Genomic DNA, 12,675 nt, shown 5'->3' on the forward strand with positions numbered 1-12,675 from the left:
ATTTTTATTTAAATTTATTTTTATATTTTTATTTTAGGCGATAAGTGTTACGTATCGAAACTAAATTTATCAAACGTAACTTTTTGATAAATTTGTTGTAGTTTTGTTTGGGCTTTTGACGGAGATTTTGATCGGCTTTGGCGGGACTATGCTAAATTTAGGATATTTAAATTTACGGCGGTGCGTTTTTGCCGTTTTAGTTTTTGCGTATTTGGCGAGAATTCGTCAAATTTGAAATTTAGTGGGCAAATTTGCGGCTATTCTCGTCAAATTTCGCCCGCTTAAATTTTAAATTTACGCCTGCGCTAGCTAAAATTTAAGCTCGGATCGCACGCGCTTTTTATTGTCTATGACTAGCTTTACGGGGTATATACAAAGCGGGAGTAAAATTGGGCGGGTTAAAATAGTAAAAAATCAAATTTAGCCCAAAGCGGGCTAAAATCGGTTACATATCCTCTTTGATTTCGTCGTTGCTGCGAACTACTAGGCCCGAGCCGTGGATGACGCTAGGGATGCATGCCGTGCAGATGTCGACCTCTTCGCCGTTTTTGTGGGCGCAGATAAATACGGCGTTTTCGTTTTCCGTGCTTTTTTGTCCGCAGACGTTGCAAACTACGATATTTTCAGTTCTCATTTGTTTTCCTTTTTTAAAAATTTCGGCTTATTTTATTTATTTTTTCGCTGATTTGAAATGATTTACGTCAAGCGCGAAGTCTCGCGTAAAAAGAAAAAATGCGAAAAGTAAATAATGAAAAAAACCTGCAAGAAAAGCCCGAAAATAGGCACCAAGCAAAGCAGGTAAAAGCACAGTGCGGCGGCTTTAAATTTGTATCCGCCGTAATCGAGCAAATAAAGCTCGAATTTGTGCCGCGAGAGGGCATTTGGCGCGACGTCGATGAAAAGTAGCGAATAATAAAGATAAAAAAATGCCGGGTGCAGGGCGAGGAAATTTAGTGCGGGCACGGCCAAAATCGGCACGCAAATAAGCGCGATCAGGAAAAATTTGAGCAAAATTTGACCCATGAGAGCCGTTTGGCGAGCTAGGCTGACGTTTGCTAGCTGCGCCTCGTCCACGCGGTAGTGTCTGCGGTTTATCTCGCGGGCGACCACTGGAGTTAGAAAGCCCGCAACCGCGAGCGCGCAAAAAACCGAAAGCATAACGACCAGATATGCGCCGACCGCGTAAAATATCGCGCCGATGAGCCATTTTGCGATGCCTAGGCTAAGGATTTTAGCCGCCATCGGATACTCGGCCAGCGCGCCTGACTCGCCCAATATGGCGGCGTTTAGCGCCTCGTATAGCTCGCGTCCGCCAAACATCGCAATAGCCGCGATAATGAGCGCGGAAAAAACGAGCGGCAAGATAGAAAGCGCGATAAATTTGGGCGTGAAAAGGTCCTTTATCGAAAGGCGTAAAATATCAGCGAACAATGAATCTCCATTTGTTTAAATTTATGCCGTTTTGCGGCAAAAAGTGCGCTTGGGCGCGGCGGTTTTATAAATTTGACGCGCATTTTTTGCTTTGCGCAAAGCGGCGCGGCGAATGTTTCCAATGGCGCGCAAATTTAACGCAAGTATAGACTTCGCGGCTAAATTTGACCGATTTAAAATAGGCTGCAAATTTAGCTAAATTTACTCAAATTTACCCAGCTTTTTGGTGGCGCGAGACTTGCATGCGGCGTAAATTTTTGCCGGCTAAACCACGCTCAAATTTAAAATGCCCGCGACTTAAACTGCCTGGCGGCGAGTTAAATTTGCTAAATTTAACGACCAAAGAGGCGCAAATTTAGCCCGCAAAGACATCAAATTTTATTTTACCGCCTTGTACTCGCCCTCGAGCGCGGCGTAGATCTCATCCACGCTTTTTAGTCCGCGAGCTAAAATCTCGTTCATAACGGCATTATCTTCCTTGCCGTTCCAGACCTTTTTATACGCACCCTCTTTGTAGCCGCGGTCTTGGCGGAAGCGATTTAGCACGTTTTTACCGACGTAGCACTCGTAAAGCGAGCTGAGATTTACGCCGCATTTTAGACTCATCGTGAAGTAAATTTTAAGCAGGTCAAAGAGCGAATACTCAAAGCCAGAGCACTTGTTTATGAGCATTTCGACGTCGTTTATGATCTCGTAGATGTTTTCATCAGCGACGTTAAACGGCTCGCGGCAAAACGCCTCAAAGCCGCTACTAGCGCAGATATCGCTTGATAGTTTTGCGATGTCGCCGAGGTTATTTAGCTTGTACTGCTCGAGCATCAAACTCATCAAAAAGTGCCAGATATCCACGACCTCGACGCGCAGATTGTCTTCATTTGTCGGCGCGTTTATGCTTTTCCAGTGCTTCCAGGCAAAGCTATCTATGAGCTCGGCGCACTCCATATATATGCAGCGTTTCCAGCTGATGAGTTTGCCGTTTTTGTTTATGCCGTTTTCCCAGCCGATGCCGTTTGTATCGTCGTTTAGGCTCTGCTGGAGATTTAGCATTTGGGTGATTTTTTCATTCGCGTTCATAAATTTTCCTATTTTTAAAATTTATGAATTATAGCGAAAATTTTAAACCGCGAACTAAACGTAAAATTTAAAGCTATCCAGCTGAGAAATGAGCTCGTCAAAGAGCTTTTTGGAGTTTTGCAGTAGCTTAGCATCCGCTTTGTTTTGTTCCATCAGCCTATCAAAAAGCTTTAGCGTGCCGTCCGCGATAAAATTTTTATGATTTGCGTCTTTTACCTCGGGAAGCTCTTTGCGAAGGGAGTTTGCGAGATTTGTAACGCGCGAAAATATAGGATCCTCGCCATCTTTGACGTTTTTCATAAATTTATCGATGCTAGGCGCTATCTTTTCTAGAGCGGCTGCCAGCTCCTCTTTATCGCGCGCGTCCAGACCGTCGCCTTTATACGAAAAGCTATAGCCGTACTCGTGCGTGAGAGTGAGTGCGGATGCCGATGCACCGGCTGTTTTGGCGCTAGCGTAGTCTACTGTTTTGTTGTCGTACATTTTTAGATTTATCTCGTCGCCGCTGCTGGTTTTAAAGCTAAAATCAAAGCTGTTTAGGCTCGCGCTTTGGTAGTTTTGTAGTTTCATGATTTGTCGTTCCTTTTGGCTTTATATCGACTAAATTTCTTTTTTCTTAATACCCCTTGCGCTAAAATCACTCAAAAAAAGGATGAAAATGTGCTGTTTTGCCACGCGTGTATTTTTGCTCATTAGCGCGACCGTTTTGAGCTTCGTTTTGCACGGATTTTTCCCGCAAATTCCCGTCGTCGCGTTTTATTTTTTACTGGCAAATTTGATCTCGCTTACGATATTTTTGCTATTTTTCGCGGGTAAACTACCAAGCTTTGTTAAGCCCGCGGCGGTGCACTATTTTAGCTTTATCGGCGGCTTTGCGGCTGGGCTTGCGGTGGCTTTGTTTAAACGCGAACAAGCGGGAGCTAAATTTGTCAGAACCGAGCTTTTTATCTTTGCTTTTTGGTTAGTTTTAGCTTGCTTTTTGGCGCTAAATTTTAGCTGGGTTTCGGCAAATTTGGCTCAAATTTTTAGCGCTTAAGGCGGACGAAATGGACGAAAAAATTTTAAAATTTATCCACAAGATGCACCTGCTTAGCCTTGCTGTTTTAGATGACGGCAAACCTTACTGCGCGAGCTGCTTTTACGCTTTTGACGAGGAAAAATTGGCTTTTATCGTAGCTGGCGGGGAGCAGAGCGCCCACGTGAAAGCGTTTTTAGCAGAGCCTTGCGTGGCCGGCACGGTAGCGCTTGATACGAAGGTGGTGGGCAAGATAGAGGGCGCGCAGTTTCGCGCCCTAGCCGCCCCCGCAACCGCGCAGCAAAGCAAAATCTACTTCGCGCGTTTCCCTTACGCTTTGGCGATTAACCCGAGCCTTTATAGTTTGAGCCTTGGCTGGGTTAAATTTACGCATAATGCGTTGGGGTTTGGGAAGAAAATAATCTGGCAGAGAGCAAATTGAATAAAAAGGCTTGTCTCGCGAGTGCTTTTGAGAGAGATTTGAAATTTTAAGTCTGCGGCAGACTACCTTTGCTTCGCTTTGTTCGCAACTGCAAGCAGAGGTCTAGCCTTGACTTAAAATTTCTACACAACTCTCAAAATCATCTCGCGATACTTCCGCTTGTCTTTTTGCGCTCAAATTTGCAATTTGTCGATCTTGGCAAAACCGCAAACATTGCCTTTTGCTGAAATTTTGCGCTTCTAGCAAAAACATATGCGCCGAAAATTTCAGGCGATACGAAGGCGAGCCGAAATTTTCGTGCTGACGAAGTCAGGCGCTGCATCCGTTTGAGCGGGAGCGTAAAATTTGAACGTAAAATTTATCTCTTGGTTAAGCCCATTTTCTTTCGTATCCGTCAAATTTGAACATAAATTTTGCGCGGATTAAAAACTCTGCTAAAATTCGCTCAAATTTAACCCAAAGGTCGTGCCGTGCAAATCCCGAATTTGATCCGAAATTTTATCCGCAAGCGTATCGTTTCAGAGTGCATTTTACTGCCTTTTTTCTACCCCGAGGAGGGCGAGTTTGAGAGTTTTCAGGAGGGATATAGGCTCTCTAGCCGCAAAACTGGCGAGGAGCTTGCGGACGATACACCCGGGCAGTGGCGCAAGAGCTGGCGGGTCATCGCGCGTAACGGCATGGACGATCCGTTTTTCGTGGATTTTGCCCTGGAGGACGCCTCACCTGTGTATTTTGCCTATCACGGCGCTGGCTCGTGGGAGCCGATAAAGGTCGCGGACGATATCGTTAAATTTGAAGAAATTTTAACCGCACTTGCCGCGCTTGAGGCGCCTTGCTCGCTTGAAGCGATCGCTCCGCTTGCCGATTTGGATAATGAATTTTACCGCGAGCTGGCGGACGATTACGCGCAGAAAGATGAAGCGCGCGCGAAGCCCGAATATAAATATTTCAGCGTTTTCATCGAGGACTTGGGTGCCGATAAGGTAAAAACGCTCGTGTTTTTAAAGAAATTTTTTGAAGATGGGAGCTTTACAGTGACCAAAGAGAGGGCGCAAAATTTGCCGCTTTGCGTATTTAGCGGCATAGAGGAGCTGGCGCTACCGCTGCAAGACAAACTCGCCTCGCTCGGAATTAAATTTTACGCACGAGAGATAACTTTTAGCGAATTTATCGCGCGTCAAGGCTAATTTATTTAAATTTCGCTATCATACGCCACATTTTTTAAAAAGGATAAATATGAAAAAATCACTGCTTTTCGTCGCGCTTTGCGCTTTTGCCGGACATCTTGCGGCAGCTGATATGCCTGCTACTTGCGAGGAGTACAAAAAAGTTTCTTACGACTTCATCGATGCGATGGCAAAACAAGCCAAAGCTCAAGGCGAAAAAGACTTTGATGCCGCCGCAACTAAAAAAGAGTTTGAGGCCGACTACGCGAGCATAAAAAAGCTTAGCAAAGAAGAACAAGAAGCTATGTGCAGTCAGGGCATAGCCGAGGTTAAAGAGCTTGAAAATATGATGAAAATGATGGGGGTTATGAAATAAATTTGAGTTGCTCAGGTTTATAATCCAACCAAAAGAGCGTGTTTAGTTAAATCAATCTAAAGTAATTTAGCAAGCTTGCATATCCGCGCTTGAAAGTTAAATTTGAGCGCGGATTTTTAAATTTACTCAAATTTACAAAACCGTCATTCAGGCACGCAAATTTCGCCGCGCCGCATAGCTTTTACCGTGCAAAAGCCCACGATACCTATAAAAACGCATAGGATAGCAAAACCCGCCGCTCCCGCAAACAAGAAAAACTTAATCCCGTTAAACTCGAACGCTCGCAAAAACGCGATACTAGCCGCAGCCGTCGGGAAGGTAAACGCCCACCACGAGAGGAAAAATTTAAGCCGCAAAAAGCTTTTAAACATAAAAAGGATTAGAAGCGCGAAAAATAGCGTGACGTAGAGCATGATCTTCGCCGTCGCGTCAAATCCGCCGGTGAGCTTGACGTAGTCCAAAAACGCCATCGCGGGCGGCGCGATCACGATGAAAAGCGTCGGGATAAATTTCTGCGGCATCTGATCGTGAAAGATGATGCGGTAAAACAAAACCGCAAAAAGCACGGGCCAAAAAAATATCCCGATCGCAAAGTAATACCACGCAAGCTCGCTCGCGGCGGGCGTGGCTAGCGGGACGAAGAGATTACCCACGATCGGGATGAACCACGCGGGGTTTGAGTGCGCGATCTGGACGTTATTTTTGATCCAAAAGGACACGACGTGCAGCGTGATAAAGGTCTGAAACGCCGTGCCCGCGCAAAAAAGCGCGTCATAAACGGGCGCGAAGTCCCGCCAGAGCGAGGCGACTAATAGCGTGCCGATCGAAAAGGCGGCGAAAAAATTTACGCGCACCGGGTGGGAAAACTCCGCCTTGCAAGCCCCTGGGTATTTTATCAGCTTTGCCACGTAACAAGCGCAGATGAGCGCGTATGCTAGGCTAGCCGTGCCGCGTAAAATCTCAAAAACCGCGCCTGAGATATCAAAGATCAAATTTAGCCGCTCAAATGCGAGAGCCAGTCCGCCAAGCCCCATAACTACGGTGTAAAACATGATCGGAAAGTGCTGCAGCCAGCTTGGTTTTTCATCCTGCGTTTTCATATTTTTCCTCGTTTTTTCTAAATTTTACCCCAATTTTAGCGCAATTTCGGTGAGTTAGTCACAAAATAAATCAATGCTTAAAATATTTTGTAGCTAAATTTTATCACCGCGCTTTTACGTAAAAGAAAATATAATTAAACAAAACCGAATTTAATCAAGGAGTGCATATGCCTGGAGGCGAGCTAAAAGATACGCTAAAGCAGCGGTTTACCTCTAAATTTACGCTTAGTGCGCAAGATGAAGAGGCGGTGTTAAAAAGCGCGACGCTAAAAAGCTTTAAAAAGGGTGAAAGAATATACCCAAAAGACGGCTGCCTTGGCTACGCGATAATCATAAGCGGGCGTGCGCGCGGGCTGGTTAGCACGAGTAATTTTAAAGAGATCACCGTCTTTAACCTGCAAGACGGCGATAACTGTATGCTGTGCGGCTTTTGCTCGCTAGGAGCGCTACAAGCGGAGATAAATTTACAAATCGAAGATGACGTGCAGATGATTTTGATCCCAAGGGAGATATTTAAGAGGCTACGCGAAAACTATTCGCAGGTGGCAAATCACGCGCTAGAGCTTATGGCGACGAGGTTTAGCTCGGCGATAACCGCTATGGATCAGACGCTGTTTTTGCCTCTAGCTCGGAGAATAATAAATTTCCTCGAGCAAAACGGCGCGAAAAACGGGCTAAAGATCACGCACGAACAGATCGCAAACGACATCGCTAGCGCGCGAGAGGCGGTATCAAGAGCACTAAAAGAGATGCAGAAAAAGGGGCTCGTCGAGCTAAAACGCGGAGTCGTGACGTTAAGGTGACTTTGTTACATATTTAAATTTTAAAATGCGCTATGATTTGACAATAACTTCTAAAAGGAGCTTTTATGCAAAGCATCGACAGAAGAGGCGTCTTGAAAATTTTAGGCGCGGCGGGGCTAGTGGCGGCGGGAGTCGCAGGTGCTAGCAAGCTAAATGCGGGAGAAAATGCTGACATCCGCGCAAATATCCTAATAATCGGCGGTGGTCTAGGCGGCATCAGCCTAGCGGCGAAACTACGACGAGATATGCCAAACGCCGAACTAACGGTCCTTGATAAGGACGAGTACTTCTACTATCAGCCCGGCTTTACGCTCATCGCAGCCGGTCACTATCTGCCCGAAGACATAACCTACGAAAAATCAAATTTGATCCCAGACGGCGTAAAATGGATAAAGCAAAATGCCGTATCCATCGATTCGGGGGCAAATTCCGTCAAGCTAGAGGATGGGTCAAATTTGAACTACGACTACCTCGTGATAGCTAGCGGAGCGGAGTATGAGTTTGAGAGCGTAAAAGGACTTAGCGCCGACGATATCGGTAGCGACAACGTGACCTCTATCTACACGATCCCTGGCGCCGTTGCTATGTCCGGTATAATGAAAAAAGTCGGCAAAGAAGGCGGCAAGATAGTCTTTAGCGACAACAAAACACCGATGAAGTGTTCGGGCGCAAATAAAAAAGTAACGCTGCTAACCGAAGATATGGCGCGAAATTTAGGTAACAGAGACAAGCTTGATATCTCGATATACTCGGGTGCGCGGACGGTATTTTCCGCTCCGATTTATGCTAAAATGATAGAAGGGATGCTGGAGGAGCGAGACGTGAAGTATTTTACCTCGCATCAGCTGGTTGAGGTGGATAAAAGTGCCAATATAGCGGTATTTGAGCACGCTATGCCGTACCGCGAAAACGGCGAAAATAAACTCGCTAAAGAGCTAGTCGAAGTAAAATTTGACTACCTACACCTAGTGCCTCGCATGAAGGCTTCTAAAATCTACGCCGATGCAGGGCTAAGCGTAGAAAAGGGCGATGCGGCAGGCAACTGGATTAGCCTCACGCGCGAGACGCTGCAACACTCGAAATTTAAAAATATATTTGCTATCGGCGACGTTTGCGGATTTCCCGCCGGTAAAACCGGAGCTAGTATACGCAAGATGTATCCAGTGCTGGCGCAAAATCTAGCCGACGTTATAAAAGGACGTGAACCGAGTGTTAGATACGGCGGCTACACCGCCTGCCCGCTGCTAACGAAATTCGGCAAGGCGGTGATGGTGGAGTTTAACTGGACGGGCAAGCCCGAGCCTACGATAGCGTGCATGGGCGCGACTCGCGAGAGCTATCTAAACTGGGCGATGAAGCTATATATGATGAAGCCGATGGTCATGCAAGGCATGATAAGAGGTCTAGCATAAAGGAGAGAAAATGCAAAACGTCGGGATTTTAGATAAAACTATCCGCCTAGTAATCGCTGCGGTTTGGATATACGCATTTGGGTTCGTCTGCGAGTGCTGGCTGTGGCTGGTCGGACTCGTGCCGCTACTGACGGCTGTTTATGGTTATTGTCCTCTTTATAAATTTTTTGGTATAAATACGTGTAAAAAATGTAAAAACAAAGAAAGGAAAATGCAATGCTAAGTAAAAAAACTAGGATAATGAGAGCGCTGATCGGGCTAGCGATAATGATCGCTGGAGCCGCGTTTGGCAGCTGGTGGGGGCTAGTGGGACTCGTGCCCTTTATCGTGGGCGTTACGGGATTTTGCCCCGCTTGCTACTTTTTAAATCGCTGTTCGCTAAAGCGTTAAATTTAGCCGAATTTACTCGCGCGGGCTTAAATTTAACCTCAAATTTGAGTCCGCGCTTTTTAGATAGATCAAATTTAATTTGGCGCCAATTTCTACCCAAACCAACCTCAAAATTTAAGCTTATTTTTTATACAATCAATCCCAAATCCAAAAAGCGGAATTTAAGATGAAATTTATCCCCAAAACCATACCTTTTGTAGAATTTATCGCGCTTATGGCACTTCTAACCTCGCTTGGAGCCATGAGCACCGACGCGATGTTGCCAGCACTCATGCAAATCGGCCTAGATCTTGACGTGACACAGATAAATCAAACCCAGCTCGTCATATCCTCGATGTTTGCGGGCTTTGCCGTCGGGCAGATATTTTACGGGCCGCTTAGCGACTTTATCGGACGACGAAACGCCGTGCTGCTAGCGCTTGCGATATTTACGGCAAGCTCCTTTATTTCGGTCGTCACGAGCGATTTTGCTGCGCTTTTGGCGAGCAGGTTTTTCCAGGGGCTAGGCGCTGCGGGCCCTAGGATCATCGCGATGGCGCTTATCCGCGATCTTTACGAGGGACGCGCGATGGCTCGCGTGATGAGCTTTATCGCGGCAGTTTTTATCATCGTGCCGACACTCGCTCCCATCATCGGCGGCTTTATTTTTAAAATTTATAGTTGGCGCAGCATATTTTTGATGCTTACTTTTATGGGGCTTGCGTGCCTAGCGTGGTTTGGACTGCGTCAGAGCGAGACCCTACCTGCGCAAAATCGCAATAAATTTAGCTTAAATTTGATAAAAAGCGAAGCCGCGCAGGTCGTGAAAAACAGACGTACCGCAGGCTACACGATCGTTTTGGGGCTGATTTTCGGGATGTTTTTGAGCTATATCAGCACCGCTCAGCAGATTTTCGAGGTGAGTTACAAGCTAGGCAACGAATTTCCTATATATTTTGCGATAAACGCCCTAGCTCTGGGTGTCGCATCGATGATAAACGCAAAGCTCGTGATGATCTACGGCATGCGCTATCTTAGCCTGCGAGCGATGGGGGCGTTTTGCGTTATCGCGGTCGCGTTTTTGCCAGTCGTCATCGCGTATGACGGAGTGCCGCCGCTGTGGGCTTTTATGGCATTTTGTATGAGTAGCTTTTTTTGCGTGAGCATACTTTTTGGCAACCTAAACGCGATGGCGATGGAGCCCATGGGCAAGATCGCGGGCATGGCGGCTGCGCTTATCGGCTCGGTTTCTACATTTATCTCGCTTCCTATCGGCGTCGCGATCGGACAGCTATTTGAGGGTACGCTACTACCGATGGTTGCGAGCTTTGCGCTTATCGGAGCGACGGCTTTTGCGCTACTTTACAAGACTTCAAAGATTTCTGATGAGTAAAAAACTAGCCGAGTTTTATCAAATTTGAGCGGCAAATTTGACTACGTTTTTGTTTATCGCGCCGTCCGCAAAAGCGCCTTATAAAGCAAATTTACGCTATCATTGCGCAAATTTAAAGGCAAAATATGAAACCAAAATACAACTTTTTTAAAAACTCCAAATTTGCATTCGAGGGGCTTGCTGCGATGCTAAAAAACGAGGCGGCGTTTCGCTTTGAGCTTTGTGTCATCGTCCCGCTCGCAGTAGTTTCGCTATTTTTACCCGTTTCCGTCACGCAGCACGCGCTACTGATCGCCGTTTTTAGCCTCGTTTTGATCTGCGAGTGCCTAAATACCGCGATCGAAGCGGTGGTAGATCTCGTTTCACCAGACTTTCATCCATTGGCTAAAATCGCCAAAGACTGCGCCTCTGCCGCCGTTTGCCTCTCTATCGGTACGGCTGCGATAACTTGGGCGTGGACGCTGTTTGCGCTGGCATTTTAGCGAGTAAAATTCACCCAAAGTGGCTACTAAATTTACGCCCACAAGCTAAATTTAGAAACTCAAATTTGATATTTGGCGTCAAATTTGAGCTCAAATTTTACCGTTAAAGACTAAAGCTTTAAGCTTTTTTTGGATAAAGTTCCACTCTTATTATCAATATTAGGAAAGCTATGAAGCTACGTATTTCTTGGTTTAAATTTACGCTTTTAAACGCCGTTTTTATCGCCGCGCTAAATTTCACATTATTTAAATTCGCCTACTCAAAGCTTAGTTTTGACGCGGACGCGCCTATGGCCGCGAGTCTGCCGATCATCTATTTTTCTCTGCTTTGCGCGCTATTTTCGCTCGTTTTTTTGCCCTATCTAGCTAAGCCCGTTAGTATCGCAACGATCGCTATTACGTGCACTAGCAGCTACTTCATGCAAAGCTACGGTATCATAATCGATAGTGAAATGATAAGAAACGTCGCACAAACGGACGCAGGCGAGGTGTTAAGCTTTTTAAATCCAAAACTCGTTTGCTACATGCTATTTTTGGGTATTTTGCCCTGCCTTTTGGTCGCATTTACGAGGATTGAATACGGCGGCGCAAGGCGGCATTTAAAGGTCAAATTTGCCGCATTTTTCGGGTTTCTAGCCCTCGCGGCGGCTCTATTTTTGCCACAAACCAAATCATTCATCCCGTTTTTTCGAGAAAACAGCTTCATCAGAGCCTACAACCTGCCGTTTTATCCGATTTACGCGGCGCAAAAGTATATAAAACTCGAGTTTTTCAAGCCCGAATTTAGGCAAATCGGTCTAGACGCTATGATGAAGCCGAGCAACGAGCGACGGTTGATGGTGCTGATCGTGGGCGAAACGGCCCGCGCGAAAAACTATTCGCTCGGCGGATACGCTAAAAACGACACGAATTTTTACACGAAAAATGAGCCCAATTTAGTCTATTTTAGCGATGCTCGCTCGTGCGGAACGGCTACAGCCGTCTCGCTGCCGTGCTTGTTTTCAAAATCCACAAGAAGCGAGTACAGTAGCAAAGAATTTAGCGAAAACGCGCTTGATATCCTAAAACGCGCGGGCGTCAAGGTAGTGTGGCTAGGCAACAACTCGGGCAAGTGCAAGGGTGTTTGCGACCGCTTGGACGCGGACGACGTCGAGTATTTTGACGCCGGATACGATACGAATATGCTGACCTCCCTCAAAAAACGCCTCGAAAATCTCGCGCAAAACGAGATCATCGTCCTACATCTGCAAGGCTCGCACGGACCGGCCTACTACGCGCGCTATCCGAGCGAATTTCGCAAATTTACCCCGACTTGCGACACGAGCGAGCTTAGCTCCTGCGATAGCGAAAGCATCGTAAATACCTACGACAACACGCTGCTTTTTACCGATTTTTTCATTGACGAGGTGATAAAGGCGGTCAAGGACGCGGGCGGCGATAAAAGCGCGGTTTGGTACTTCTCCGATCACGGCGAGAGCCTGGGCGAAAACGGCATCTATCTGCACGGCATGCCCTACGCCATCGCGCCCGAAACACAAAAGCACATCCCGATGATGGCGTATACGAACGATGAAAGGACGCTATCTCGCCTGCGCGCGCAAAAGGACGACGC

The 12,675-nt window shown here is 46.5% G+C and carries 16 protein-coding genes; 11 read left to right on the forward strand and 5 right to left on the reverse strand.

Annotated elements, in window-relative coordinates:
• Positions 1-445: 445 nt before the first annotated feature.
• The 4 genes from Q0200_RS03625 to Q0200_RS03640 all read right to left on the reverse strand — a co-directional run bounded on the left by Q0200_RS03625 (position 446) and on the right by Q0200_RS03640 (position 3,075).
• Positions 446-634 carry a hypothetical protein gene (locus tag Q0200_RS03625; RefSeq protein WP_297937855.1) on the reverse strand — a complete coding sequence of 63 codons (189 nt, stop codon included), beginning with the start codon at positions 632-634 and terminating at the stop codon, positions 446-448.
• A gap of 62 nt (positions 635-696) precedes the next feature.
• Positions 697-1,431, reverse strand: a complete 735-nt coding sequence (locus tag Q0200_RS03630; RefSeq protein WP_297937858.1) for an EI24 domain-containing protein — start codon at positions 1,429-1,431, stop codon at positions 697-699.
• Between the two features lie 378 nt (positions 1,432-1,809).
• Complete coding sequence (locus Q0200_RS03635; protein ID WP_297937860.1) at positions 1,810-2,505, reverse strand: dUTP diphosphatase; 696 nt, start codon at positions 2,503-2,505, stop codon at positions 1,810-1,812.
• A 54-nt stretch (positions 2,506-2,559) separates the two neighbouring features.
• Positions 2,560-3,075, reverse strand: coding sequence for an ATP/GTP-binding protein (locus tag Q0200_RS03640; RefSeq protein WP_297937862.1), 516 nt, complete (start codon positions 3,073-3,075; stop codon positions 2,560-2,562).
• An 88-nt stretch (positions 3,076-3,163) separates the two neighbouring features.
• Between Q0200_RS03640 and Q0200_RS03645 the strand changes: the two genes are divergently transcribed.
• The 4 genes from Q0200_RS03645 to Q0200_RS03660 all read left to right on the forward strand — a co-directional run bounded on the left by Q0200_RS03645 (position 3,164) and on the right by Q0200_RS03660 (position 5,504).
• The gene (locus Q0200_RS03645) at positions 3,164-3,541 is read left to right on the forward strand and encodes a hypothetical protein (RefSeq protein ID WP_297937865.1); all 378 of its coding nucleotides are present in this window, start codon (positions 3,164-3,166) and stop codon (positions 3,539-3,541) included.
• A 10-nt stretch (positions 3,542-3,551) separates the two neighbouring features.
• Positions 3,552-3,962 (forward strand): hypothetical protein, encoded by a 411-nt coding sequence (locus Q0200_RS03650; protein WP_297937867.1) that lies wholly within the window; start codon positions 3,552-3,554, stop codon positions 3,960-3,962.
• A 470-nt stretch (positions 3,963-4,432) separates the two neighbouring features.
• Positions 4,433-5,149, forward strand: coding sequence for a hypothetical protein (locus Q0200_RS03655; protein WP_297937870.1), 717 nt, complete (start codon positions 4,433-4,435; stop codon positions 5,147-5,149).
• Positions 5,150-5,198: 49 nt separating this feature from the next.
• Positions 5,199-5,504 (forward strand): lactoferrin binding protein, encoded by a 306-nt coding sequence (locus tag Q0200_RS03660; RefSeq protein WP_297937873.1) that lies wholly within the window; start codon positions 5,199-5,201, stop codon positions 5,502-5,504.
• A gap of 143 nt (positions 5,505-5,647) precedes the next feature.
• On the opposite strand, the gene Q0200_RS03665 is transcribed toward Q0200_RS03660, so the two are convergent.
• Entirely contained in the window at positions 5,648-6,604 is a 957-nt protein-coding gene (locus Q0200_RS03665; protein WP_297937875.1) for an SLAC1 anion channel family protein, read from the reverse strand.
• 167 nt (positions 6,605-6,771) lie between these two features.
• Between Q0200_RS03665 and Q0200_RS03670 the strand changes: the two genes are divergently transcribed.
• The 7 genes from Q0200_RS03670 to Q0200_RS03700 form a co-directional block, all read left to right on the forward strand.
• Positions 6,772-7,407 (forward strand): Crp/Fnr family transcriptional regulator, encoded by a 636-nt coding sequence (locus Q0200_RS03670; RefSeq protein WP_297937878.1) that lies wholly within the window; start codon positions 6,772-6,774, stop codon positions 7,405-7,407.
• 65 nt (positions 7,408-7,472) lie between these two features.
• Positions 7,473-8,819, forward strand: coding sequence for an FAD/NAD(P)-binding oxidoreductase (locus tag Q0200_RS03675; RefSeq protein WP_297937881.1), 1,347 nt, complete (start codon positions 7,473-7,475; stop codon positions 8,817-8,819).
• Between the two features lie 10 nt (positions 8,820-8,829).
• A complete protein-coding gene (locus tag Q0200_RS03680) occupies positions 8,830-9,042 on the forward strand; it encodes a DUF2892 domain-containing protein (RefSeq protein WP_297937884.1) in 213 nt (70 codons plus the stop codon).
• On the forward strand, positions 9,036-9,209 hold the full coding sequence (locus tag Q0200_RS03685) for a DUF2892 domain-containing protein (RefSeq protein ID WP_297937887.1): 174 nt from the start codon (positions 9,036-9,038) through the stop codon (positions 9,207-9,209). The genes Q0200_RS03680 and Q0200_RS03685 overlap by 7 nt, the downstream gene beginning before the upstream one ends.
• 166 nt (positions 9,210-9,375) lie before the next feature.
• On the forward strand, positions 9,376-10,581 hold the full coding sequence (locus Q0200_RS03690) for a multidrug effflux MFS transporter (protein WP_297937890.1): 1,206 nt from the start codon (positions 9,376-9,378) through the stop codon (positions 10,579-10,581).
• Positions 10,582-10,706: 125 nt separating this feature from the next.
• Positions 10,707-11,063: a diacylglycerol kinase gene (locus tag Q0200_RS03695; RefSeq protein ID WP_297937893.1), complete on the forward strand. Its 357-nt coding sequence runs from the start codon at positions 10,707-10,709 to the stop codon at positions 11,061-11,063.
• 170 nt (positions 11,064-11,233) lie between these two features.
• Positions 11,234-12,675 (forward strand): phosphoethanolamine--lipid A transferase (locus Q0200_RS03700; protein WP_297937896.1); only part of this gene is annotated, 1,442 nt, incomplete at its 3' end.

Source organism: uncultured Campylobacter sp. (assembly GCF_938045225.1).
In the GTDB taxonomy this organism is placed as follows: domain Bacteria; phylum Campylobacterota; class Campylobacteria; order Campylobacterales; family Campylobacteraceae; genus Campylobacter_A.

Excerpts from the sequence above, each read along its gene's own strand:
- Q0200_RS03625 (WP_297937855.1), bottom strand. The coding sequence starts at position 634 with ATGAGAACTGAAAATATCGTAGTTTGCAACGTCTGCGGACAAAAAAGC.
- Q0200_RS03635 (WP_297937860.1), bottom strand. The coding sequence starts at position 2,505 with ATGAACGCGAATGAAAAAATCACCCAAATGCTAAATCTCCAGCAGAGC.
- Q0200_RS03640 (WP_297937862.1), bottom strand. The coding sequence starts at position 3,075 with ATGAAACTACAAAACTACCAAAGCGCGAGCCTAAACAGCTTTGATTTT.
- Q0200_RS03645 (WP_297937865.1), top strand. The coding sequence starts at position 3,164 with ATGTGCTGTTTTGCCACGCGTGTATTTTTGCTCATTAGCGCGACCGTT.
- Q0200_RS03650 (WP_297937867.1), top strand. The coding sequence starts at position 3,552 with ATGGACGAAAAAATTTTAAAATTTATCCACAAGATGCACCTGCTTAGC.
- Q0200_RS03660 (WP_297937873.1), top strand. The coding sequence starts at position 5,199 with ATGAAAAAATCACTGCTTTTCGTCGCGCTTTGCGCTTTTGCCGGACAT.
- Q0200_RS03665 (WP_297937875.1), bottom strand. The coding sequence starts at position 6,604 with ATGAAAACGCAGGATGAAAAACCAAGCTGGCTGCAGCACTTTCCGATC.
- Q0200_RS03670 (WP_297937878.1), top strand. The coding sequence starts at position 6,772 with ATGCCTGGAGGCGAGCTAAAAGATACGCTAAAGCAGCGGTTTACCTCT.
- Q0200_RS03675 (WP_297937881.1), top strand. The coding sequence starts at position 7,473 with ATGCAAAGCATCGACAGAAGAGGCGTCTTGAAAATTTTAGGCGCGGCG.
- Q0200_RS03680 (WP_297937884.1), top strand. The coding sequence starts at position 8,830 with ATGCAAAACGTCGGGATTTTAGATAAAACTATCCGCCTAGTAATCGCT.
- Q0200_RS03685 (WP_297937887.1), top strand. The coding sequence starts at position 9,036 with ATGCTAAGTAAAAAAACTAGGATAATGAGAGCGCTGATCGGGCTAGCG.
- Q0200_RS03690 (WP_297937890.1), top strand. The coding sequence starts at position 9,376 with ATGAAATTTATCCCCAAAACCATACCTTTTGTAGAATTTATCGCGCTT.
- Q0200_RS03695 (WP_297937893.1), top strand. The coding sequence starts at position 10,707 with ATGAAACCAAAATACAACTTTTTTAAAAACTCCAAATTTGCATTCGAG.